General features: G+C 74.9%; 18 protein-coding genes. 14 read left to right on the top strand and 4 right to left on the bottom strand.

What is annotated here, in order from left to right:
* Positions 1-57 precede the first annotated feature (57 nt).
* Positions 58-417, top strand: coding sequence for an MGMT family protein (locus tag DT076_RS00170; protein ID WP_233493540.1), 360 nt, complete (start codon positions 58-60; stop codon positions 415-417).
* 191 nt (positions 418-608) lie between these two features.
* Positions 609-812, top strand: coding sequence for a cold-shock protein (locus tag DT076_RS00165; protein ID WP_114124648.1), 204 nt, complete (start codon positions 609-611; stop codon positions 810-812).
* Between the two features lie 95 nt (positions 813-907).
* Here the strand turns inward: DT076_RS00165 and moeB are convergent, their stop codons facing one another.
* Positions 908-2,092: a molybdopterin-synthase adenylyltransferase MoeB gene (gene moeB / locus DT076_RS00160; RefSeq protein ID WP_114124647.1), complete on the bottom strand. Its 1,185-nt coding sequence runs from the start codon at positions 2,090-2,092 to the stop codon at positions 908-910.
* A gap of 39 nt (positions 2,093-2,131) precedes the next feature.
* A complete protein-coding gene (locus DT076_RS00155; RefSeq protein WP_114124646.1) occupies positions 2,132-2,863 on the bottom strand; it encodes a VOC family protein in 732 nt (243 codons plus the stop codon).
* Between the two features lie 48 nt (positions 2,864-2,911).
* Here DT076_RS00155 and DT076_RS00150 point away from each other — a divergent pair, with 48 nt between their 5' ends.
* From DT076_RS00150 to DT076_RS00095, 12 genes are all read left to right on the top strand, one after another.
* Positions 2,912-3,523, top strand: a complete 612-nt coding sequence (locus DT076_RS00150; protein WP_114124645.1) for a TetR/AcrR family transcriptional regulator — start codon at positions 2,912-2,914, stop codon at positions 3,521-3,523.
* A gap of 69 nt (positions 3,524-3,592) precedes the next feature.
* A complete protein-coding gene (locus DT076_RS00145; RefSeq protein WP_114124644.1) occupies positions 3,593-5,026 on the top strand; it encodes a hypothetical protein in 1,434 nt (477 codons plus the stop codon).
* Positions 5,023-6,000, top strand: a complete 978-nt coding sequence (locus DT076_RS00140) for a glutamate ABC transporter substrate-binding protein (protein WP_114124643.1) — start codon at positions 5,023-5,025, stop codon at positions 5,998-6,000. The genes DT076_RS00145 and DT076_RS00140 overlap by 4 nt, the downstream gene beginning before the upstream one ends.
* Before the next feature lie 76 nt (positions 6,001-6,076).
* Positions 6,077-8,425 carry a serine/threonine-protein kinase gene (locus DT076_RS00135; RefSeq protein ID WP_114124642.1) on the top strand — a complete coding sequence of 783 codons (2,349 nt, stop codon included), beginning with the start codon at positions 6,077-6,079 and terminating at the stop codon, positions 8,423-8,425.
* Between the two features lie 49 nt (positions 8,426-8,474).
* On the top strand, positions 8,475-9,623 hold the full coding sequence (locus tag DT076_RS00130) for a protein phosphatase 2C domain-containing protein (protein ID WP_114124641.1): 1,149 nt from the start codon (positions 8,475-8,477) through the stop codon (positions 9,621-9,623).
* 100 nt (positions 9,624-9,723) lie between these two features.
* The gene (locus DT076_RS00125) at positions 9,724-10,605 is read left to right on the top strand and encodes an FHA domain-containing protein (protein ID WP_114124640.1); all 882 of its coding nucleotides are present in this window, start codon (positions 9,724-9,726) and stop codon (positions 10,603-10,605) included.
* A gap of 86 nt (positions 10,606-10,691) precedes the next feature.
* Positions 10,692-10,916, top strand: coding sequence for a DUF3107 domain-containing protein (locus tag DT076_RS00120; RefSeq protein ID WP_114124639.1), 225 nt, complete (start codon positions 10,692-10,694; stop codon positions 10,914-10,916).
* Positions 10,917-10,920: 4 nt separating this feature from the next.
* Positions 10,921-11,613 (top strand): ferritin-like fold-containing protein, encoded by a 693-nt coding sequence (locus DT076_RS00115; RefSeq protein ID WP_114124638.1) that lies wholly within the window; start codon positions 10,921-10,923, stop codon positions 11,611-11,613.
* Between the two features lie 404 nt (positions 11,614-12,017).
* Complete coding sequence (locus DT076_RS00110; RefSeq protein ID WP_199538902.1) at positions 12,018-13,457, top strand: DEAD/DEAH box helicase; 1,440 nt, start codon at positions 12,018-12,020, stop codon at positions 13,455-13,457.
* On the top strand, positions 13,454-14,293 hold the full coding sequence (locus DT076_RS00105; protein ID WP_325048348.1) for a DMT family transporter: 840 nt from the start codon (positions 13,454-13,456) through the stop codon (positions 14,291-14,293). Before DT076_RS00110 ends, DT076_RS00105 begins: the two co-directional genes overlap by 4 nt.
* Positions 14,294-14,341: 48 nt before the next feature.
* A complete protein-coding gene (locus DT076_RS00100) occupies positions 14,342-15,403 on the top strand; it encodes an LLM class flavin-dependent oxidoreductase (RefSeq protein WP_114124636.1) in 1,062 nt (353 codons plus the stop codon).
* A gap of 41 nt (positions 15,404-15,444) precedes the next feature.
* Positions 15,445-16,680 (top strand): Gfo/Idh/MocA family protein, encoded by a 1,236-nt coding sequence (locus tag DT076_RS00095; protein ID WP_114124635.1) that lies wholly within the window; start codon positions 15,445-15,447, stop codon positions 16,678-16,680.
* Here the strand turns inward: DT076_RS00095 and DT076_RS00090 are convergent.
* The gene (locus DT076_RS00090) at positions 16,668-17,549 is read right to left on the bottom strand and encodes a PHP domain-containing protein (RefSeq protein ID WP_114124634.1); all 882 of its coding nucleotides are present in this window, start codon (positions 17,547-17,549) and stop codon (positions 16,668-16,670) included. The genes DT076_RS00095 and DT076_RS00090 overlap by 13 nt on opposite strands.
* A gap of 46 nt (positions 17,550-17,595) precedes the next feature.
* On the bottom strand, positions 17,596-22,515 hold the full coding sequence (locus DT076_RS00085; RefSeq protein WP_233493539.1) for an NAD-glutamate dehydrogenase: 4,920 nt from the start codon (positions 22,513-22,515) through the stop codon (positions 17,596-17,598).
* Positions 22,516-22,544 lie beyond the last annotated feature (29 nt).

Below are 22,544 nucleotides of genomic sequence, written 5' to 3'. Positions count from 1 at the left end.
GACAGCCCGGGCCATCCGGTCGGCGGGACGTGGAGAGGGCGGTGGTTGGATGGGCGGGTGCCCCAGCTCTCCCCGCCGCCGGATGCCGGCCCGAGCGGTCAGCGCGGACCGGTGGACGACGCGTTCGTCGAGGCGGTGCTGGCCGTGGTCGAGCGGGTGCCGCCGGGCTGCTTGGTGACCTACGGCGACGTGGCCGAGCTGGTCGGGCGCGGCGGTCCCCGCCAGGTGGCGGCGGTGATGTCGCGGGCGGGCGCCCCGGTCGCCTGGTGGCGGGTGGTGCGGGCCGACGGGCGGCTGGCCGACCCGGTGCGGGAGCGGGCCGTGCCGGAGCTGCTCGCCGAGGGGGTGCTGGTCCGCGACGGCCGGGTCGACCTGGCCCGGCACCGCTGGCGACCCGACGCCTCGAGCTGGACCTGAGCAGGTTTCTCCGCGTGTTCACCCCCCGCCCGGGTTCCGCACCGGCCGGACATGTGACAGTCTGGTCGTACTGAAGCAAGACGGCTGTGTCGTGGTGAAGGCTGCGTCCGCGGTGGTTTGCGAGGGCGTCGCCCATCAGTCCCGGGCAGTGAAGTGCCGTCCGGAGCAGTTCGTGAAGAAAGAGAACGTTCATGGCACAGGGAACCGTCAAGTGGTTCAACGCCGAGAAGGGGTACGGCTTCATCGCCGTCGACGGTGGGGGCGCGGACGTCTTCGTCCACTACTCCGCCATCGACTCCCACGGCTTCAAGACTCTCGATGAGGGTCAGCGCGTCGAGTTCGAGACCACCCAGGGCCCGAAGGGCCCGCAGGCAGACCGGGTCTCCCCGCTCTGATCTGAGTCACACCCCCAGCAGCACCCGCTCCGCCCCCGGCTCCCGGCCGGGGGCGGAGTGCTGTCCGGGGTGAGGACCCGACGTCCGGGAGCACCTCAGGCGTCGTAGCCGAGGAGGCCGCCGGCCAGGTGGTGCACATCGGTCCAGCCGGCCTCCTGCAGCCGCCGCAGGCTCGCCTCGGAGCGGGCACCGCTGCGGCAGTACAGCACCACCGTCCGGTCGGCGGGCAGCTCCGACAGCCCGGCACCGGAGTCGATGGTCGCCTTCGGCACCAGCACCGAGCCCTCGATCCGGCTCACCTCCCGCTCGGCCGGCTCCCGCACGTCCACCAGCACGAAGTCGCGCTCACCGCGCTCCCGCTCGGCCAGCCAGCGCCGCAGCTCCGCGGCGTCCAGGGTGGGCACCGGCGCGGGCGTGGCGGCCGGCAGCCCGCAGAGCTCCTGGTAGTCCTGCAGCTCGGTGATGGTCGGGGCGCTGCCGCAGAGCGGGCAGTCCGGGTCGGCGGCCACCTCCAGGGTGTGCCAGGACGCCGCCAGCGCGTCGTGCACCTGCAGCCGTCCGACCAGGCTCCGCCCGGCGCCGGTGATGAGCTTGACCGCCTCGGCGACCTGGGCCGAGCCGACCGCGGCGCAGAGCACCCCGAGCACCCCGCCCTCGGCGCAGCTGGGCACCATCCCCGGCGGCGGCGGCTCGGGGAACAGGCAGCGGTAGCACGGCCCGTGCCCGGCCCAGAACACCGACACCTGGCCGTCGAAACGGAAGATCGAGCCCCACACGTAGGGCACGCCGACCAGCGCGCAGGCGTCGTTGACCAGGTAGCGGGTGGCGAAGTTGTCGGTGCCGTCGAGCACCAGGTCGTACTGGCCGACCAGCTCCAGCGCGTTGTCGCGGGTGAGCCGTTCGCGGTGCGCCCGCACCTCCACGTGGGGGTTCCACTCCGCGACCGAGTCGACCGCGGAGTCCACCTTGTGCCGGCCGACGTCGGACTGGCCGTGCACGATCTGGCGCTGCAGGTTGGACACCTCCACCCGGTCGTCGTCGACGATGCCGAGGACGCCGACGCCGGCGGCGGCCAGGTAGGCCAGCGCGGGCGAGCCGAGGCCGCCCGCCCCGACCACCAGCACCCGGGCGCTCTTCAGCCGGCGCTGCCCGACCAGCCCGATCTGGGGCAGCAGCAGGTGCCGGTCGTAGCGCACCAGCTCGGCCGGGGTGAGCTCGGCGGTCGGCTCCACCAGGGGTGGCAGGGACCCCTCGGCGAGGTCGCGGCTGGGCGCGGTCATCGGCTCCTCCTCCATCGGCTCGCGGACGCTGGGGCCGGGTCAGAGACTACGCGCGGGCAGCAGGCAGAGCTCGTTGCCCGACGGGTCGCGCCAGCAGCTCCACGGCAGCTCGCCCCAGTCGTGCTCGAAGCGGCTGCCGCCCAGCTCGAGCACCCGGGCCCCGACCTCCACCGGGTCGTCGCCGGTCTCCAGCCGGACGTCCAGGTGCATCCGGTTCTTGCCCTGCTTGGCCGCCGGCTCGGGGCAGAACGACAGCAGCGGCCCGCGTCCGGACGGGTGGCGCAGCAGCCACTCCCCCTCCGAGCCGGGCCCGGTCCAGCGCTGCCAGCCGGTCAGCGCCGACCAGAACCGCAGGTCGACCTCGGGGTCGGCGGAGTCGAGCGGGATCTCCCCCAGCGGTCCAGCCCCGGCGTGCCGGGTGCGTGGGCCGATCACGCAGAACGGGTTGCCCTCGGGGTCGGCCAGCACCGTCCACGGGACGTCGGGGCCCTGGCCGATGTCCAGGGGTCGGGCGCCCAGGTCGACCAGGCGGCGCACCACGGCCTCCGGGTCGTCGCCGCCGGCCAGGTCGAGATGGAGCCGCAGCGGTTCCGACGGCGGCTCGGGCACCCGCTGCAGGCACAGGTCGAGGGTCGGTCCGCCGGGCACCCGCAGCCGCGACTCGTGCCCGCCAGGCTCGTCGCCCAGCGGCTCCAACCCGAGCGCGGCATCCCAGAACCGGCCGAGGGCGGCCGGGTCCACGGCGTCGAGGACGATGTTCTCCAGGTGCACGGATCCCACGCTACGCCGGGCCGCCGACGGTGCGGATACCCTGCTCCGATGGACACCGCACGAGCCCAGCGCCTGCCCCGCGACCAGCGCCGGGCCCAGCTGCTCGACGCGGCCTACGAGGTGTTCAGCACCCGCGGCTACCACAGCGTCGCGATGGACGAGGTCGCCGTCGCCTCCGGGGTGTCCAAGCCGGTGCTCTACCAGCACTTCTCCTCCAAGCTGGAGCTCTACCTGGCGCTGCTGGACCGGGCCTGCTCGGAGCTGGTCGAGCTGGTCGCCGGAGCGGTCGCCTCCAGCACCCACAACCGCGACCGCGTGGCCGCGGCGATGGGCGCCTTCTTCGGCTTCGTGGCCCAGCAGCGCCGCAGCTTCCGCTTCGTCTTCGAGTCCGACCTGCGCACCGAGCCGGAGGTGGAGCTGCGGATCCGCGCGGTGCACACCGAGCTGGCCGCGCTGATCGGCGCGGTGATCGCCGCCGACACCGACCTGCCGGTGGCCGAGGCCGAACTGCTCGGGCTGTCGCTGATCGGGATGGCCGAGACGAGCGCCCGGTTCTGGGCGGCCGCACCGGGCCAGATCAGCCAGGAGCGGGCCGTCGAGCTGGGCAGCAGCCTGGCCTGGCGGGGCATCCGCGGTTTCCCACGCACCACGGCCGGCTGAGCCCCTGCGGCACACTGTGCGCGGGCACGACGAGCCGGGCGCGGAGCCGGGCGGGGAGGAGGAGCGCGGGTGAGCCAGCACCAGCCCTCGGCGCGTCCCACCCCGCGGCGGGCCGCGACGGCCCCGACCGCGCCGGGCTCCCCCACCGCACCGACGACCGTGCCGAGCACCCGCGCCGTCCCGCCGCCTCCGGCGCTGACCAGCGTGCCGGACTACCTCCAGCAGCGGGTGGCCTTCCCCAGCCGCCCCGCGCCGGTGCCGCCGCGGGTGATCACCGAGCCCGGGCGCACCCGCGGGGTCGGCAGCCGGCTGCAGACGATCAGCTCCCCGCGACTGGTGGTGGCCCTGATGACGCTGTGCACGACGGTGGTGCTGCTGTTCGGGCTGACCGTCGCCACCGTGCTGGTGCAGACCGCGGGGGCCATGCAGCGGGCCGGGCACAACGCCGAGCAGCTGGTGCGGGTGCAGAACATCGAGTCCCAGCTGCTGCGGGCCGACGCGCTGGCCACCAACGCCTTCCTGGTCGCCGGCCTGGAGGACGCCGGTTCGCGCCGCCAGTTCGACGAGGCCCTCGCCGACGCGAGCACGCTGCTGGTGGAGGCCGGCCGGGCCCAGCCGGCCGACCAGGAGGCGCTCCAGGTGGTCGCCGCGGAGCTGACCCGCTACGCCGCCTCCGCCGCGCAGGCGCGGGCCAACAACCGCCAGGGCTACCCGGTCGGGGCGTCCTACCTCGGCCAGGCCAGCACCCGCCTGCGGGAGACCGCGGTGCCCGCGCTGGAGGCGGCCGCGCGGGCGAACACCGGACGCCTGGTGGCCGAGGCGCGCAGCGGCTCGGTGCTGCTCGTGGTCGTGGCGGGGACGTCGACCCTGGCCGTGCTGGCGGTGGCCGGCATCCTGCTGGCCCGCCGGTTCCACCGGACCTTCAACCTCGGGCTGGTGGCGGCCGCGGTGCTGGTGCTGGTCGCCACCGCGGTGGCCGCCGGCACGCTGGCCGCGGTCTCCAGCCGGGTCGACGACCTCGAACGGGCCGAGCTGAGCACCGTCCGCCACCTCTCGGCCGCCCGCGCCGGTGCCTTGGACGCCAAGGCGCTGGAGAGCCTCACCCTGGTCGCCCGCGGCTCGGGTGGGGCGTTCGAGGAGGCCTGGCAGCAGCAGGCCGACGCGGTCGCCGACGCCCTCGAGCAGGCCGGCACCCCCGACCTGGCCGCGGCCTGGCAGCGCCACGTCGAGGCCCACGCCGGGATCCGGACGCTGGACGACGCCGGCGACTGGGCGGCGGCGGTCCAGGCCGCCACCGCCGACGGCCCGTCCAACCGCACGGCCCAGGAGTTCCAGGACCGGTTGGCCCCGGTGCTCGGCGGCGACGTGGTGCAGGTGGTCGACCGGCTCGGCGGGCAGACCCTCGGACTGGTGATCGCCGCCGGGCTCACCGGTCTGCTGGTGCTGGGGGCCGGCACGGCGGTGCTGGCCGGCCTGGAGCAACGCCGACGGGAGTTCCTGTGAACCGGCCGGCCCGGCGTCGCGGCCGACCGGCCGCGATCCTGCTCGCGCTGCTGCTCACCGCGTGCGCGCCGGCCTACGCACCCACCCCGGTGCCAGCTCCGCCCGCCAGCCCGACCCCCACCCCGGTTCCCAGCACCTCGCCCCGCAGCGCGCCGGACTGCGAGGACCCGCTGGCCAGCTACGCCCCGCCGCGGAGCAACCCCGAACCCGGCGAGATGCCGGCGGGCTCGACCATGGCCGAGATCGCCGCGCGCGGCCGGCTGGTCGCCGGGGTCTCGGCCGACACCTACCTGATGGGCTCGCGCAACCCCACGACCGGCGAGATCGAGGGCTTCGACATCGACCTGGTGAAGGCGGTGGCGGAGGCCCTGCTCGGCGAGGAGGACGCCTACGAGCTGCGGGTGATCACCGCCGCCGAGCGGATCCCGGTGCTGGAGTCCGGGGAGGTCGACCTGGTCGCGCGCAACATGACGATCACCTGCGAGCGCTGGGAGTCCATCGCCTTCTCCGCCGAGTACTACCGCTCCGGGCAGAAGGTGCTGGCCCGGACCAGCTCCGGCATCGCGAGCCCCGACGACCTCGCCGGACGCCGGGTCTGCGCCCCGGAGGGCACCTCCAGCCTCGAGCGGCTGCGCACCGAGCTGCCCGAGGCCGAGGCGGTCGCGGCCGCCAACCACACGGGGTGCCTGATCCTCTTCCAGTCCGGCGAGGTCGACGCCATCACCGGCGACGACACGGTGCTGGCCGGGCTGGTGGTGCAGGACCCCTACGCCGAGGTGCTCGACATGGAGCCGCTGTCGGCGGAGCCCTACGGCCTGGGCTTCAACGCCGAGCAGACCGACCTGGTCGCCTTCACCAACCGGGTGCTGGCCGACCGGATCGCCGACGGCAGCTGGGAGGACAGCTACGACCGCTGGCTGCGTCCCTCCCTCGGCGAGGCACCCGACCCGCCGGACCAGGTGTACGGCCGGTGAGCGCGAGCGCACCGACCTGGCCCCCGACCGTGGCCGCGGTCGGGGCCGCCGTGGTGGAGCAGGAGGAGGTGGCCCGATGAGGTGCGCCCGGACCGGCTGCACCGGCACCGTCGTCGACGGCTGGTGCGACGTGTGCGGCAGCCCGGCGCTGCCGTCGGCGGCAGCGGCAGCCGACCCGTCGACGCCGACGCGCGTCCGCGCGCCGTCCTCGCCGCGGCGCGCCCCCGGACCGCACGCACCCGGACCCCCGGCGCCCGGGGCCCTCGAGCCGCACCCGGTCGCCTCCCCGGTCAGCGGACCGCTCGGCGGTCCGGGTCCGGTCGGCGACGGCTCCGGCTCGAGCGGCAGCCGCAGCTCCGCCCGGCTGGGGACCACCCAGCTCGGCTCGGCCCGCGCCCGCAGCTCGGGCAGCCGGGCCACCCGCCGGTCCGGCGGCTCGGGCCGGCTGCGGCACGCCCGGATCGGCGCCGGCCTGACCCAGGTGCCGCCGGCGCCGGTGGTGGACGCCTCGGCGGCGGTGCTGGTCAACCCCTCGGTGCCCGAGCGGCGCCGCACCTGTCCCAGCTGCGGCGCACCGGTCGGACGGTCCCGCGACGGCCGCCCCGGACGTCCGGAGGGCTTCTGCCCGCGCTGCCGCAGCCCCTACTCCTTCACGCCCAAGCTCGCCCCCGGCGACCTGGTCGCCGGGCAGTACGAGGTCGCCGGCTGCCTGGCCCACGGCGGGATGGGCTGGATCTACCTGGCCCGGGACAAGAACGTCTCCGACCGCTGGGTGGTGCTCAAGGGCCTGCTCAACTCCGGCGACGCCGACGCGCTGGCCGCGGCGATCTCGGAGTCGCAGTTCCTCGCCCAGGTCGAGCACCCCCTGATCGTGGAGATCTACAACTTCGTCACCCACGACGGCGCCGGCTACATCGTCATGGAGTACGTCGGCGGACGCTCGCTCAAGCAGCTGCTCAAGGACCGGATGCGGGCCAACGGCGGGCTCTACGACCCGCTGCCGCCCGACCAGGCCATCGCCTACATCCTCGAGGTGCTGCCGGCCTTCCAGTACCTGCACGACCTGGGCCTGGTCTACTGCGACTTCAAACCCGACAACGTGGTGCAGGTCGGCGACGCGCTCAAGCTCATCGACCTCGGCGGGGTGCGCCGGATCGACGACCAGGACTCGGCCATCTACGGCACCGTGGGCTACCAGGCCCCCGAGGTCGCCACCCAGGGCACCACTGTCGCCTCCGACATCTACACCATCGGCCGGACGCTGATGGTGCTCTGCGCGGAGCTGCGCGGCTACCAGACCACCTACCAGTTCAGCCTGCCCTCGCCGGCCGACACCCCGCTGTTCCAGCAGCACGACTCGCTGTACCGGCTGCTCAGCCGCTGCTGCGCCCCCGACCCCGACGACCGGTTCGGCTCCGCCGACGAGCTGCGGGTGCAGCTGCTCGGCCTGCTGCGCGAGGAGGTCGGCGCCCGCACCCCGGGCACGGCGCGCACGTCGGCGGCCTCGATGCTCTTCGAGGCCCCCGACGCCAGCTCCGACACCCTCGGCTGGGAGGACCTGCCCCAGCTGCGCCCCGACACCACCGACCCGCAGCACACCTGGCTGCAGACGGTGGACCTGCCCGACCCGCGGGAGCGGCTGCGGCTGCTGCAGACCTCGGCGCCGGAGCCGAGCGCGGAGGTGCTGCTGCAGCTCGCCCGGTGCGCGCTCCAGCTGGGCGACCGGGAGCTGCTGGCCGAGCAGGTCGCCGAGCTGCTGACGCGCGACCCGTGGGAGTGGCGGGCGGTCTGGGTGTCCGGCCTCGGCGCGGTGCAGGCCGGGGACTGGGAGGCGGCCACCGCCGCCTTCAACGCCGTCTACGGCCAGGTGCCCGGCGAGCTGGCGCCCAAGCTCGCGCTGGCGCTGGCCTGCGAGCAGGGCCCCGACAGCGACCTGGCCGAGACGCTGTACCGGCGCTGCGCCAGCACCGACGCCAACTACGTCTCCCCGGCCGCCTTCGGGCTGGCCCGGATCCGCGCCCGGGCCGGCGACCTCGCCGGTTCGCTGGAGGCCCTCGACCTGGTGCCGCAGAGCAGCCGCGGCTACACCGAGTCGCGCCGGCTGCGGGCCCAGCACCTGGTGGCGCTCGGACGCACCATGGACGACTACGCCGAGGCGATGCGCAGCCTGGAGACGGCCGGGCTCGGCGAGGCCGAGCGGGACCGGCTGACCCTGGACGTCCTCAACGCCGCCCTGCACCTGCGCCGTCACGGCGACGACCGCCGGGCGCCGGTGCCGGTCGGGCCCTGGCTGTCCACCGAGGCCGGGCTGCGCGACGGGCTGGAGAGCACCTATCGTTCGATGGCCCGACGCGCGTCGGACCGCGCCGAGCGGGTCCGGCTGGTCGAGATCGCCAACCAGGTCAGGAAGTGGTCGAGGACATGACGAGACAGCAGCAGCGGCGCGGGCCCGGGTCGCCGGGGCAGGAGTGGTCGTGACGGCCGCCGGTGCGACCGGCGGCGGGGACAGCACCTCCCCGCGGTGCCCGGCGTGCGGCGCCGCGGTCGAGCCGCACGACAGCTTCTGCGAGGCCTGCGGGGGTGCCCTGTCCCCCACCGAGGCGGCCCCGGTCGAGGTCGGCCGGGAGATCCCGGTCAGCCTCAGCCAGTCGGTGCGCTCAGAGGAGGCCGATGCGCCGGCGGACGAACGGCCCGCGGTCGGCCCCGCACCGGTCTGCGCCGGGTGCGGGGGGCAGGTGGGCGCCGAGGGCTCCTGCCCGACCTGCGGCACCCCCGCCGGTCCGTCCCGGGACCACTTCACCGCCCGGCCGACGTCCTGGGTCGCCGGGGTGTGCGACCGCGGCCGGCGGCACTCCCGCAACGAGGACGCGATGGCGCTGGCCGGCGAGGACGCGCCGGTGCGCCGGGCCGTGCTGGTGGTCTGCGACGGCGTCTCCACCGCCCCCGACTCCGACCGCGCCTCGCTGGCCGCCGCCACCGCCGCCCGCGACCTGCTCGACCAGCACCGTCCGGTCGGGCTCGGCACCCCGGACAGCCGGGCGGCGGCGATGGAGGCCACCATGGTCGACGGCGGGCAGGCCGCGCTGCGTGCGGTGGTGGACGGCTCCGACCCCGACGGCGACAACGCCCCGTCCTGCACCTTCGCCGCGGCCGTGGTCGAGGACGACCTCTGCGTGTGGGGGCTGGTCGGCGACTCACGCGTCTACTGGTTGCCCGACGGCGGACCGGGTGAGCAGCTCGGTGTCGACGACTCGGTGGCCGCCATCCGGATCGCCGCCGGCGTGGAGCGCGAGGTGGCGGAGAGCAGTGCGGGGGCGCACGCCATCACCCGCTGGCTGGGCTCGGACTCCCCCGACACCATGGCGCTGACCGGCTCGCTCCCGCTGGACCGTCCCGGCTGGGTGCTGGTCTGCTCCGACGGGTTGTGGAACTACGTCTCCCGCGCCGACCGGGTGCACGAGCTGGTCGGGCAGCTGGTGGCCGCCGGTCACCGCGACCCGCTGCAGCTGGCCGGTGCGCTGGTGGGATGGGCCAACGAGCAGGGCGGGCAGGACAACGTCACGGTGGCGCTGGCCCGGGTGGGGGACGTCCTGCCGGCCACGGCGGCGGCTTCGGCATACTGAGGCCAACCGACTGCTAGGAGCACCATGGCCCGGTTCGGGACCCACGTCCACCACGACCAGTCCTGCCCGACGGACGGACCGAGCCGGATCCGGAGCTGAGATGACCACCTGCCCCCGAGGCCACCTGACCACCGCCGAGGACCACTGCGACGTCTGCGGCGTGCCGGTCCGGGCCACCACCCCCACACCGTCCACCCCCGCACCGTCCACCCCCGCACCGTCCGACGTCCCGGGGACGGCCGGTGGGCGCACCTGCCCGCACTGCTCGGCCGGCAACGCGGCCGACGCCCGGTACTGCGAGGTCTGCGGCCACGACATCACCACCGGCACCGGCGCACCACCGGCCGAGCCACCGACCACCGAGCCGATGCCCGCCGTGGATGCCGGGGTGCCGGGCGAGGAGGAGCCGGCGGAGGAGCGCGGCCAGGAGCGCGCCGCGGTCACGGCGGACCAGACCGCGGTCACCCCCGGCCTCGGCGCGCCGAGCGGGGCACGGGCGGACGCCCCGACCGGGGCGGTACCCGCGGACGCCCCGGCACCGGCCGCAGCCCCGGCCGCCGGTGCGGCGTCGGGCTGGGTCGCCGAGCTGTGGATCGACCCCGACTGGTACGCCCTGCAGAACAGCGCCGACCCGATGCCCTCGCCCGGACCGCCGGAGGTGGTGGTGCTGCGCGACCGCTCGCTGCTGGTCGGACGGGTCTCGCGCAGCCGCGGCATCCACCCCGACATCGCCTGCGAGGCCGACTCCGGGGTGAGCCGACGCCACGCCCAGCTGACCACCGACGGCAGCCGCTGGTTCGTGGAGGACCTCGGCTCGGCCAACGGCACCTTCGTCGGCCCGGCCAGCGGTCCGCTGCCCGAGCACCCGGTCCCGGTCGGCCAGCGGGTCGAGGTGGGGCCCGACGAGTGCATCTACCTCGGTGCCTGGACGCGGATGGTGGTCCGGCGCACCACCGCGGGCGAGGGCGAGGACGCCTCCTGAGCCCGGCTGCGCCGTGGGCGAACACCGCCCCGGGCGCCGCCGGTCGCGTGGCAGGCTGAGGGCCCAACCACACTCAGGAGGACACGGTGGAGATCAAGGTCGGCATCCAGCACATCGGGCGCGAGGTCGCCGTCGAGTCCGAGAGCACCGCCGAGGCGGTCCAGGCGGAGCTGGAGAAGGCGCTGGCCGACGACTCGCTGCTGGCCCTGCAGGACACCAAGGGCCGTCGGGTGCTGATCCCCGCCGCCCGTATCGCCTACGTCGAGATCGGCGAGGAGAACGCGCGCCGGGTCGGCTTCGGCGCCGTCTGAGCCGGTGACCGCGGGGACGGACCCGACGGCGGACGCCGCGGCGGCGCACCGCCGCGGCACCCTCGACCTGCTGGGCGTGGTGGCCTACGGCGAGCTCAGCGCCTTCGAGCGGATGGCGGCCGACGCCGCCACCTCGCCCACCCTGCAGGACCGGGTGCGGATGGCGGCGATGGCCCGGGCCGAGCTGGAGCACTTCGACCAGGTGGCCGAGCACGTCGCCGGGCTGGGCGCGGACGTGGTCGAGGTGATGGCCCCGTTCCGGGCCGCCTTCGACACCTTCCACACCTTCACCGCGCCGCGCTCCTGGCTGGAGGGCCTGGTCAAGACCTACGTCGGGGACGGCTTCGCCGCCGACTTCTACCGCGAGGTCGCCGCCTACGTCGACGGCGGGACCCGGGCCTGTGTGCACGCCGTGCTGGCCAACGAGAGCACCGCGGAGTACGTGGTCGACCGCGTCCGCGCCGCGATCGCCGACGACCCCCGCGTGGCGGGTCGGCTGGCGCTGTGGGGCCGGCGGCTGGTGGGCGAGGCGCTCAGCCAGGCCCAGCGGGTGGCGGCCGAGCGGGAGGACCTCACCGGTCTGCTCGCCGGGACGCCGGCCCGGCCGGGGATGGACCTCACCGCGATCGCGCGGATGTTCACCCGGCTGGTGGAGCGCCACACCGAGCGGATGGCTGCGCTGGGGCTCGCCTCCTGACCAACCGCTAGACTCGACGGCGGCACGCACACCGGTGCGTCCCCGATCCGGCACCGCCGCGAGCCGTCGACGTCCTCGTCCGAGCGCGCGGTGACGTGCCGACCGGGTACCCGAGAACCGGCACCAGACCGGTCGCACAAAGGCTGAAGACGCTGACTGACGAGAACCTGAGCACCGCCGAGCACCCCGAGCACGAGCCCGTCCCCGGGCATCCCGGGCCACTCCCCGTCTCCGGGCACGACGTGACCGTGGTGGCCACCACCGCCGACGACGTGGTCGTCGACTCCAGCGGGGACGAGCCGTCGGCCGACGACCGCGACACCTTCGCCGACCTGGGGGTGCACGAGGACATCGTGGCCGCCCTCGAGCGGGTCGGCATCCGCCACCCCTTCCCGATCCAGGAGATGGCGATCCCGCTGGCGCTGGCCGGTCACGACATGATCGGCCAGGCCCGCACCGGCACCGGCAAGACGCTGGCCTTCGGGATCAGCCTGCTGCAGCGGGTGGTGCTCGCCGACGAGCCGGGCTACGCCGACCTGGGCATCCCCGGCGCCCCGCAGGCCCTGGTGGTCTGCCCGACCCGCGAGCTCGCCTCCCAGGTGAGCAAGGACCTCAGCACCGCCTCGACCGTGCGCCGGGCCCGGGTGCTGACGGTCTACGGCGGCGTCGGCTACGAGCCCCAGCTGGAGGCCCTGGCCGCCGGCGTGGACGTCGTCGTCGGCACCCCGGGACGGCTGCTCGACCTGGTCGGGCGGCGCGCGCTCAACCTCAAGCAGATCCGCATGCTGGTGCTGGACGAGGCCGACGAGATGCTCGACCTCGGCTTCCTGCCCGACGTGGAGAAGCTGCTCGCCCAGACCCCACCCCGGCGCCAGACGATGCTCTTCTCGGCCACCATGCCGTCGGCCATCGTCGGTCTCTCGCGCCGCCACCTCAACCAGCCGATGAACATCCGCGCGGAGTCGGCCGAGGACACCACCACCGTCCCGGCGACCACCCAGTTCGTCTACCAGGCCCACGACATGGACAAGCCCGAGGTGGTGGCCCGCATCCTGCAGGCGGAGGGCCGGGAGAAGATGATGATCTTCTGCCGCACCAAGCGGACCGCCCAGCGGGTGGCCGAGGACCTGGCCGGACGCGGGTTCGCCGCCGCCCCGATCCACGGCGACCTCAACCAGAGCCAGCGGGAGAAGTCGCTGCGCCGCTTCCGCGAGGGCCAGGTCGACGTCCTGGTGGCCACCGACGTCGCCGCCCGCGGCATCGACGTCACCGGCGTCACCCACGTCATCAACTACGAGTGCCCCGACGACGACAAGACCTACGTGCACCGGATCGGGCGCACCGGCCGGGCCGGGGCCACCGGTGTCGCGGTGACCTTCGTCGACTGGGCCGACGTCACCCGGTGGAAGGTCATCAACAAGGCGCTGGGGCTGTCCTTCGAGACCCCCGTGGAGACCTACTCCACCTCCGCGCACCTGTTCACCGACCACGGCATCGACCCCGGCGCCAAGAGCCGGGTCGCCCCGCCCAAGGAGGTCGAGGACCGGCCCGAGGGCAGCCGCCCGCCGGCCCCGGCCGAGCGGGAGCGCCCGCGCGAGCCGCGTCCGCGCCGGCAGCGCAGCCGGCGCCGCACCCACAACGGTGAGGTCGTCCGCGAGGGTGCCGCCAGCGCCCCGACGTCCGCGCAGACCTCACCCAGCAGCCCGCAGAGCTCACCCAGCAGCCCGCAGAGCTCGCCCAACGGCACGGCCGAGGGGTCGGCGCCGCGGCGTCGCCGGCGTCGTCGTCGCGGCGGCGGTGGCGGCGACGGCCAGACCACCGCCGGGCAGGAGCAGAGCAGCTGACGCCAGTCCTGCTGGCGCTCGGGGCCTCGGCGGTCTGGGGCGCCAGCGACACCCTCGGCGGGCTGGCCTCCCGCGGACGGCCCGTGCTGTCGGTGATGCTGCTGACCCGGGCCGCCAGCGTGCTGCTGGTCGGCGTCCTGGTGCTCGGGCTCCGACCCGCACCGGTCGGTGCGGACTGGCCGTTCGCCGTGGTCGGGGCGGTGGTCAACCTCACCGGGCTCGCGCTCCTCTACCGGGCCCTGGCGATCGGGCCGATGTCGGTCGTCGCGCCCATCGCCGCGACCAGCGCGGTGGTGCCCGTGGTCTGGGGCTCGCTGTCCGGCGAGCGGCCCGGAGGGCCCACCCTGCTGGCCCTCGCGGTCACCGTCGCCGGGTGCGTGCTCACCGCCCGGGCACCGGGCGGGCCCGGGATGCGGGTCAGCCGCGCCGGCGTGGCCAGCGCTATCGGGGCCGCGCTGGGGATGGGTGCGGCGCTCACGCTGCTGGATCGCGCCAGCGAGGGCAGCGCCCTCGGGGCGGTGGCGCTGGAGCGGAGCAGCCAGCTCGTCCTCCTGCTGCTGCTCGCCGCCGTGCTGTGGCGTCGGGTCGGCCCCGGCCTCGCCCGGCCCGGGGCGGTACCCCTGGTCGGTCTGCTCGACACCACCGCGATCCTGCTCTACGCCACCGCGACCACCGGCGGGCTGCTGCCGGTGGTGGCGGTGCTGGCCTCCCTCTACCCGGTCGGCACGGTGCTGCTGGCCCGGCTCGTCCTGCACGAGCGGATGAGCCGCTGGCAGGGCGTCGGTGCGGTGGTCACGCTGGTCGCGGTCGGGGCGGTCGTCGCCACCGCGTCCTGACCGCCGCGCACCGGGAATAGCGGCCTCGGCGGGCGGGGTTGGCCTGGTGTGACCACGCCTGCGCTCTCCGTCCTCGACCTCATCCCCGTCCGCCGGGGCCAGACCACCGGGCAGGCGCTGCAGGCCTCCACCCGGCTGGCCCAGCTGGCCGACCAGCTGGGGTTCCGGCGCTTCTGGGTGGCCGAGCACCACAACACCGAGGCGGTCGCCTCGACCAACCCGCCGGTGCTGATCGCCATGCTGGCGGCGGCCACCGAGCAGATCCGGGTCGGGTCGGGCGGGGTGATGCTGCCCAACCACGCCCCGCTGGTGGTGGCCGAGCAGTTCGCCCTGCTGGAGGCGGCCCACCCCGGCCGGATCGACCTCGGCATCGGCCGCGCCCCGGGCACCGACCCCGTCACCAACTGGGTGCTGCGGCAGGGCCTGGACGAGACCGCCGCGGTCGAGCGCTTCGGCCAGGCGGTGCACGAGGTGCTGGCGATGATGCACCCCGGTGGTGCCGCCATCACCCTGCCCGGCCCCGGCGGCGGTCCCGGTCGCACCCAGGCGCTGCGCGCCACCCCGTCGGCGATGGGCAGCCCGCCGGTGTGGCTGCTCGGCTCCTCCGACTACTCCGCGCGGCTGGCCGCCGAGCAGGGGCTGCCCTACGTCTTCGCCCACCACTTCTCCGGCCAGGGGACGGCTGAGGCCCTCGAGCTGTACCGCTCGGGCTGGGAGCAGGCCGGCCACGACGGCTCCCCCACCACCTTCCTCACCGTCAACGTGGTGGTGGCCGACACCGAGGCCGAGGCCGTGCGGCGGGCACGTCCGCACCTGCTGGCCATGGTCGCCCTGCGCACCGGCGGCCGGTTCGGCCCGCAGGCCACCGTGGAGGAGGCCGCCGAGACCGAGCTGAGCGCGACCCACGAGCAGCTCGGCGCGCAGATGAGCGTCCCCTGGGTGGTGGGCGACCCCGCCACGGTGGCCGGGCGGCTGCGGGAGCTGGCCGCGCAGTTCGGCGTCGACGAGGTGATGGTGCACCCGGTCGCCGGTGCCGCCGCGGCCGACCCGCTGGACCGCACCCCCGCCCGCGAGGAGACCCTGCAGCGGCTGGCGGAGGCACTGGCCTGACCGGAGCGCCTCCGGCCGGAGGTGACAAGATCGGGGGCACCATGACCGCCCTGCTGACGGCGTCCGCGACGCACCACGGGCACCACCCACCCAGGAAGGGCGTCACCGTGACCGTCACCATCGGCATCATCGGCTTCGGACTGCGGGCGGGGCTGTGGCGCCACGCGCACCGGCCCGAGGAGGGGTTCGAGGTGGTCGGCGCCTGCGACACCTCCGAACGGGGTCGCGCCGACGCCACCGCCGCCCTCCCCGAGGGCGCCCTGGTCACCGGTGACCTCGACGAGCTGCTCGCCCTCGGGCTGGACGCCGTGCTCGTCACCACCCCCGACAACCACCACCTCGTCCCCACCCTCGCCGCGCTGGAGGCCGGGGCCGCGGCGTTCTGCGAGAAGCCACTGGGCATCAGCGTCGCCGAGTGCGACCAGATGCTCAGCACCGCCCGGCGCACCGGCAGCCGGCTCTACGTCGGGCACAACATGCGCCACATGCCGGCGGTGGTGCAGATGCGCGAGCTCATCCAGCAGGGCCGGATCGGGCAGGTCAAGGCGGTCTGGTGCCGGCACTTCGTCGGCCACGGCGGCGACTTCTACTTCAAGGACTGGCACGCCGACCGGAGCAGGAGCACCGGACTGCTGCTGCAGAAGGGCGCCCACGACCTCGACGTCATCCACTGGCTGGCCGGCGGCTACGCCACCACCGTCTCGGCGATGGGCGAGCTGGCCGTCTACGGCGACATCACCGACCGCCGCGACCGCTCCGGGGAGCGGATGCACGACTGGTACAGCCTGGACGCCTGGCCGCCTCCCGCCCAGACCGGGCTGCACCCGGTGGTCGACGTCGAGGACCTCTCGATGATGACCATGCGGCTCGACAACGGTGTGCTCGCCTCCTACCAGCAGTGCCACTTCACCCCCGACTACTGGCGCAACTACACCGTGATCGGCACCGAGGGCCGGCTGGAGAACTTCGGCGACGGCCCAGGCGGCACCATCGGGCTGTGGAACCGCCGGCACGCCAGCGCCGCGGACCCGGACGAGTCGTTCCCCATCGAGGAGGCCGAGGGCGGCCACGGCGGGGCCGACCCGCGGCTCATCGCGGAGTTCCTCCGGTTCGCCACCGAGGGCGGCAGCACCCAGACCTCCCCGGTCGCGGCACGGATGGCCGTCGCGGCGGGGGTGGTGGCGACCGAGTCGCTGCGCTCCGACGGCTCGGCCCGGCCCGTCCCGCCGCTGCCGGCCGACCTGGTCGACTACTTCGAGCGCGGTCAGACCGCCTGAGCCGGGGGCCGGTCGACTCCCGGCCCGGCTCGGCGGCGCTCGGCCATCCGGCGGCGGATCTCGGCGTACACCTCGGGCGCGGTGGTGTGACGGGCCAGCTCGTGGTCGACCTTGCCCAGCCCGTGGTGGTCGCTGGAGCCGGTGACCAGCAGACCGGCCCGGTCGGCGAGGGCGTGCAGCCGCTCCCGCTGGTCGGGCCGGTGGTCGAAGTGGTCGACCTCGATGCCGTCCAGGCCCTGGCCGGCCAGCTCCACCAGCACCTCCGCCGGCAGCTGCTGCTCCCGCTCCCGGCCCCACGGGTGGGCGATGACGGTGACCGCGCCGGCGCCGCGCAGCAGCGCGATGGCGGTCTCCAGCGGGGTGGCGTAGCGGGGCACGTGGGCGGGGCCGCCGTCGGCCAGGAACCGGTCGAACGCCTCGGCGCGGTCGGCGACGTAACCGGCGGCCACCATCGCGTCGGCCACGTGCGGACGTCCGATCGAGGGGCTCTGCCCGACGTGGAGGAGCACCTGCGCCTCGGTCAGCGGCATCCCCAGCTCGGCCAGCCGGTCCAGCAGCGGGCCGAGCCGGTCGTCGCGGCCCGCGCGCACCCGGGTCAGCTCGGCCACCAGCGCGGGGTCGTCCTCGCGGGGGCCGTAGCCGAGCAGGTGCACGCTGTGGCCGTCCCGCTGGGTGGACATCTCGATCCCGCGCAGCAGCACGATCCCGACCTCGGCGGCGGTCCGCTCGGCCTCGTCCAGCCCGTCGAAGGTGTCGTGGTCGGTCAGCGCCAGCACGTCCAGCCCCTGCTGGGCCGCCTTGGTCACCAGCCCGGCCGGGCTGTCGGTGCCGTCGGAGACCGAGGAGTGGGTGTGCAGGTCGATGATCACCCGGCCATCATGACCGACCCGCAGCCCCGGCACCGCGCCGACCGGCTCAGGACGGTGTCGGCAGCAGCGAGCGCACCATCCGCAGCCCCACCGACATCCGGGCCAGCGTCGGGTCGGCGTCGCAGATCTCCTCCAGCGAGGCCACGGTGGCCTCGGCGCCGGGGTTGGCCTGCCACCAGGCCTCCAGGGCCTCGGCGCCGTCGGCGGAGCCGGAGCGGGCCAGCACCTCGCTGGTCAGCTGGCTGTGCACCGTGCCCAGCTCGTCGCGCAGGGCGTTGCGGGCCATCGCGTCCCACTGCTCCGAGCGCGGGAGCGCCGCCACCCGCCGCTGCAACCGGTCCAGCCCGAGCCGCTCGCTCAGCCGGTAGTGCACCCCCGCGACCGCGACCGGGTCGCGCTCGACCTGCTCGGCGATCTGCACCACCGCCAGCGCCCCCTGCAGGTAGGGCAGGCCGGCGACCGCCGCGGCGAGCTCCTCGCCCACTCCCAGGCCGCGCAGCTCCTCGAGCCGACGGGCGTAGACCTCGCCGTCACGGCCCGACAGCAGCTGCGGCATCGCCTCCCGGACCCGCTGCACGCCCTCGGTGAACTGCCCGACCACCGCGGCGACGTCGATCGGCGCCCGCCGGTGGCTGAGCACCCAGCGGGTGCCGCGCTCCACCAGGGTGCGCAGCTCGATCCGCAGCCGGGTCTGCAACGCGGCGTCGACCCGGTGGTCGAGCTGGCGCAACTGGGTCTCGTGGCGCCCGGCGGAGAAGATGGCCCGGGCCGCGAGCTGGGCGCGGATGACGTCCTGCGGCGCGGCCTGGGTCTCCTCGCCCAGCCGGTGCACCGCGGTGATGCCGGCGGAGTTGACGAAGCGGTTGACCGCGACGGTGGTGATGATCTCGCGGTGCAGCCGGTGCTCCGGCATCACCGCCGCCTGCTCCTCGCGCAGCCGGGGCGGGAAGTACTGGACCAGCCGATCGGCCAGGTAGGGGTCGTCGGGCAGGTCGGTCCCGAGCACCTCCCGCTCCAGCCAGATCTTGGTGTAGCTGAGCAGGGTGGCCAGCTCCGGTGCCGTCAGCCCCTCCCCGGCGGCGACCCGGCGGGCCATCTCCTCGCTGTCGGGCAGGAACTCGATCTGCCGGTCCAGCACACCCAGCCGGGTCAGCCGGCGCATCCAGCTCTCGTGCACCGGGGCCATCGAGACCGCCTGGTGCAGCCCGTTGGCCAGCGCCAGGTTCTGGTCGTAGTTGTGCTCCAGCACCAGCGCCGCGACGTCGTCGGTCATCGAGGCCAGCAACGGCTCGCGGTCCTCGGCCGCGAGGGTGCCGGCGGCGATGGCGGCATCCAGCAGGATCTTGATGTTGACCTCGTGGTCGGAGGTGTCCACGCCGGCGGAGTTGTCGATGAAGTCGGTGTTGATCCGCCCGCCGCCGCGGGCGTACTCGATCCGCCCGCGCTGGGTGAGCCCGAGGTTGCCGCCCTCGCCGACGCAGCGCACCCGCAGGTCACGGCCGTCCACCCGGATGGCGTCGCCTGCCTTGTCCCCGACCTCGGCGTGGGTCTCGTCGGAGGCCTTGACGTAGGTGCCGATGCCGCCGTTCCACAGCAGGTCGACCGGCGCCCGCAGGATGGCCGAGATCAGCTCCGGCGGCGACAGCGCGGTGACGTCGTCGGCCAGCCCCAGCCGCTCGCGCACGCGGGGGTGCACCGGGATCGACTTGGCCGTCCGCGGGAACACCCCGCCGCCGTCGGAGAGCAGCGCGCGGTCGTAGTCGTCCCAGCTGGAGCGCGCCAGCCCGAACAGCCGGCGCCGCTCGGCGAAGGAGGTCGCCGGGTCCGGGTCGGGGTCGAGGAAGACGTGGCGGTGGTCGAAGGCGGCCACCAGACGGGTGTGCTCGCTGAGCAGCATGCCGTTGCCGAACACGTCGCCGGACATGTCGCCGATGCCGACGCAGGTGAAGTCCTCGCGCTGGCAGTCCACCCCCATCTCGCGGAAGTGCCGGCGCACCGACTCCCAGGCCCCGCGGGCCGTGATGCCCATCCCCTTGTGGTCGTAGCCCACCGACCCGCCGGAGGCGAAGGCGTCACCCAGCCAGAACCCGCGCTCCAGCGAGATCGCGTTGGCCAGGTCGGAGAAGGTGGCGGTGCCCTTGTCGGCGGCCACCACCAGGTAGGGGTCGTCGGCGTCGTGGCGGACCACCTGCGGCGGGTGGCGCACCTCCCCGCCGTCGCTGTCGCCCAGGCTGATGTCATCGGTCACGTCGAGGAGGCTGGAGATGAACACCCGGTAGCAGGCCTGCCCCTCCGCGAGCCAGGCCTGGCGGTCGGAGGGGTCGGGCAGCTGCTTGCAGTAGAAGCCGCCCTTGGCACCCACCGGGACGATCACGGTGTTCTTCACCATCTGCGCCTTGACCAGCCCCAGCACCTCGGTGCGGAAGTCCTCAGGACGGTCCGACCAGCGCAGCCCGCCGCGGGCCACCGCGCCGAAGCGCAGGTGCACGCCCTCGACCCGCGGGGAGTAGACGAAGATCTCGAAGGCCGGCCGCGGCGCCGGCAGCAGCTCGCGCAGCCGGCCCGGCAGCAGCTTGAACGCCAGCGCCTGCGCGTCGTCGCGGAAGGCGTTGGTGCGCACCACCGCCTGGACCACCGCGAGGAAGGCCCGCAGGATCCGGTCCTGGTCGAGGCTGGCCACCTCGTCCAGCCCGGCCCCGATCTGCTCGACCAGCTCGGCGACCTCGCCCTCGCCCGGCGGGGAGCAGTCGGCGTCGCGGGTCGACGGGTCGCTCGTGACCTCGCGGGGGCGGAAGCGCAGCTCGAACAGCCGCACCAGCAACCGGACGAGCCCGACGTTGGCCACCAGCGCCGAGGCGATGTAGCTCTGGCTGAAGTTGGTCCCGCCCTGGCGCAGGTAGCGCGAGATCGCCCGCAGCCACGACACCTGCTCCCAGCCCAGCCCCGCGGCCAGCACCAGCCGGTTCAGCTGGTCGCTCTCGCAGCGCCCGCTGTGCGCGGCGGCGAAGGCGGCGGTGAACCGTTCCCGGTCGGCCGGGCGCCAGCGCTCGTCCAGCGCCTCCGCACCCCCGGGCACCCGGAGCCCGAAGTCGAGCACGTAGGCCCGGCGGTCGCCGGGCAGCCGCACCTCGTAGGGCCGCTCGTCCAGCACCTCGATGCCGAAGGAGCTGAGGTGCGGCAGCACCTGCGACAGCGGCATCGGGGTGGTGCGGAACACCTTGAGCCGCAGGTCGGCGGTGTCGGTGGGCTCGTCGGGGACGTACATCGCCTGGGCCATCTGGCGGTGCTCGTCCAGCGTCAGCAGCTGGGTGAGGTCGAGCACCCCCTGCCGCGGGGCGAAGTCCTCCTTGTAGCCCTCGGGGAAGACCTGCTCCAGCTCGGGGACGCCGACCAGGTCGGGGTGCTCGGCGACCTGCTCGAGGAGCAGGTCGTTCCAGGACCGGGTGGCGTCGGTCAGCGCCCGCTCCAGCGCCGGCACGTCGTAGGTCCCCAGGCGGCGGTCGGCGGGCATCCGGGCCACCAGGTGGAGGCGGGCCAGCACGGATTCGGTGACGGTGGCCTGGTAGCCCACCGACTCCGCCCGCAGCGCCTCCGACAGCACCCGCTCGATCCGTAGCCGGACGGCGGTGGTGTAGCGGTCGCGGGGGAAGTACACCAGGCAGGACAGGTAGCGTCCGTAGGGGTCGCGCCGGGCGAAGAGCCGCACCTGGCGGCGCTCCCGCAGCCGGGAGATCTCCTCCACCGTCGGCGCGAGCTCGGCGGCGGTGGTCTGGAACATCTCGTCGCGCGGGTAGGAGCTGAGCACCCGCATCACGGCCTTGCCGCCGTGGCTGTCGGCGGCGTAGCCCGTGCGGGCCAGCACCTCGGCCGACTTCTCCTTCAGCACCGGGATCCGGGTGACCGGCTCGGTGTAGGCGGAGTGGGCGAACAGGCCGAGGAAGCGGCGCTCCCCCAGCACCCGGCCCTCGGCGTCGAAGAGCCGCACCCCGACGTAGTCGAGGTAGGAGGGCCGGTGCACCCGGGAGCGCACGTTGTCCTTGGTGACGACCACCAGCACGGGCCGCTCGGCGGTGGGCGGGTTGGCGTGGAAGCGCTGCGGCTCGTCCTCGCGGTCCGGCCTGCCGTCGGAGAGGATCCCGAGCCCGGTGCCCGGCACCGGCACGTAGCGGCGGCTGGCCTCGCCGACGTCGAGGCGGTACTCCTGGTAGCCGAGGAAGGTGAAGTGGCCCTCGGCGAGCCAGCGCAGCAGCTCGATCGAGGAGCTGCGCTCGGAGTCGCTGACCGGCATCGCCCGTCCGGCCAGCTCCTCGCAGGTCTCGCGGACCCGCTCCTGCATCGGCTCGTAGTCGTCGACGACGACGCGGACGTCCTCCAGCACCCGCAGCAGCCCGTCGCGGAGCCGGTCGAGGTCGTCGGCGGTCATCCGGCGGCTGCTGCCGGGGGTGAGCTCGATGTGGATCCAGGACTCGGCCACGGCGCGGGAGTCGGTGGCGGCCTCGGCGCCGTGCAGGACGTCGGTCAGCCGACCGTCCTCCTCGCGCCGCACCCAGAACTGGGGGTGGAACAGCTCACCGATCGCCCAGCCCTGGCGGATCACCTCCATCGTCACCGAGTCGACCAGGAAGGGCCGGTCGGCGTTGACCAGCTGCAGCACGACCGCCTCGCCCGGGGCGGCCCAGCCGTCGTCCTCGCGGTGCGGGGTGGACAGCCGCAGCACCGGTGTGTCGCCGGGACGTCGGCCGGCGGCGCGGAAGTGGGCGGCGACCAGCCCGACCACGTCGTCGGCGTCGCGCTGCAGCACGCCCTCGTCGACATGGCGGAAGTAGTGCTGCAGGAACTCCTCGGCGCGGGCCGGGTCCTGACCCACCGACTCCGCCAGCCGGGCACCGTGGCGGGCCAGCTCGGCGACCCTGCGCCGTCTCAGCTCCTCGGCCGTCTCCTGAACCCGTGCTGCTGTGGTCGTCACTGCGCTGCCCGGCCCTCTCGCTGTGGAAC

The organism is Desertihabitans brevis, from assembly GCF_003327535.1.
GTDB classification, from domain to species: domain Bacteria; phylum Actinomycetota; class Actinomycetes; order Propionibacteriales; family Propionibacteriaceae; genus Desertihabitans; species Desertihabitans brevis.
This window is presented reverse-complemented; position numbering and strand designations above follow the sequence as displayed.

Coding starts and splice junctions, on each gene's coding strand:
- DT076_RS00095 (WP_114124635.1), top strand. CDS start 15,445: ATGACCGCCCTGCTGACGGCGTCCGCGACGCACCACGGGCACCACCCA.
- DT076_RS00125 (WP_114124640.1), top strand. CDS start 9,724: ATGACCACCTGCCCCCGAGGCCACCTGACCACCGCCGAGGACCACTGC.
- DT076_RS00165 (WP_114124648.1), top strand. CDS start 609: ATGGCACAGGGAACCGTCAAGTGGTTCAACGCCGAGAAGGGGTACGGC.
- DT076_RS00110 (WP_199538902.1), top strand. CDS start 12,018: ATGGCGATCCCGCTGGCGCTGGCCGGTCACGACATGATCGGCCAGGCC.
- DT076_RS00150 (WP_114124645.1), top strand. CDS start 2,912: ATGGACACCGCACGAGCCCAGCGCCTGCCCCGCGACCAGCGCCGGGCC.
- DT076_RS00135 (WP_114124642.1), top strand. CDS start 6,077: ATGAGGTGCGCCCGGACCGGCTGCACCGGCACCGTCGTCGACGGCTGG.
- moeB (WP_114124647.1), bottom strand. CDS start 2,092: ATGACCGCGCCCAGCCGCGACCTCGCCGAGGGGTCCCTGCCACCCCTG.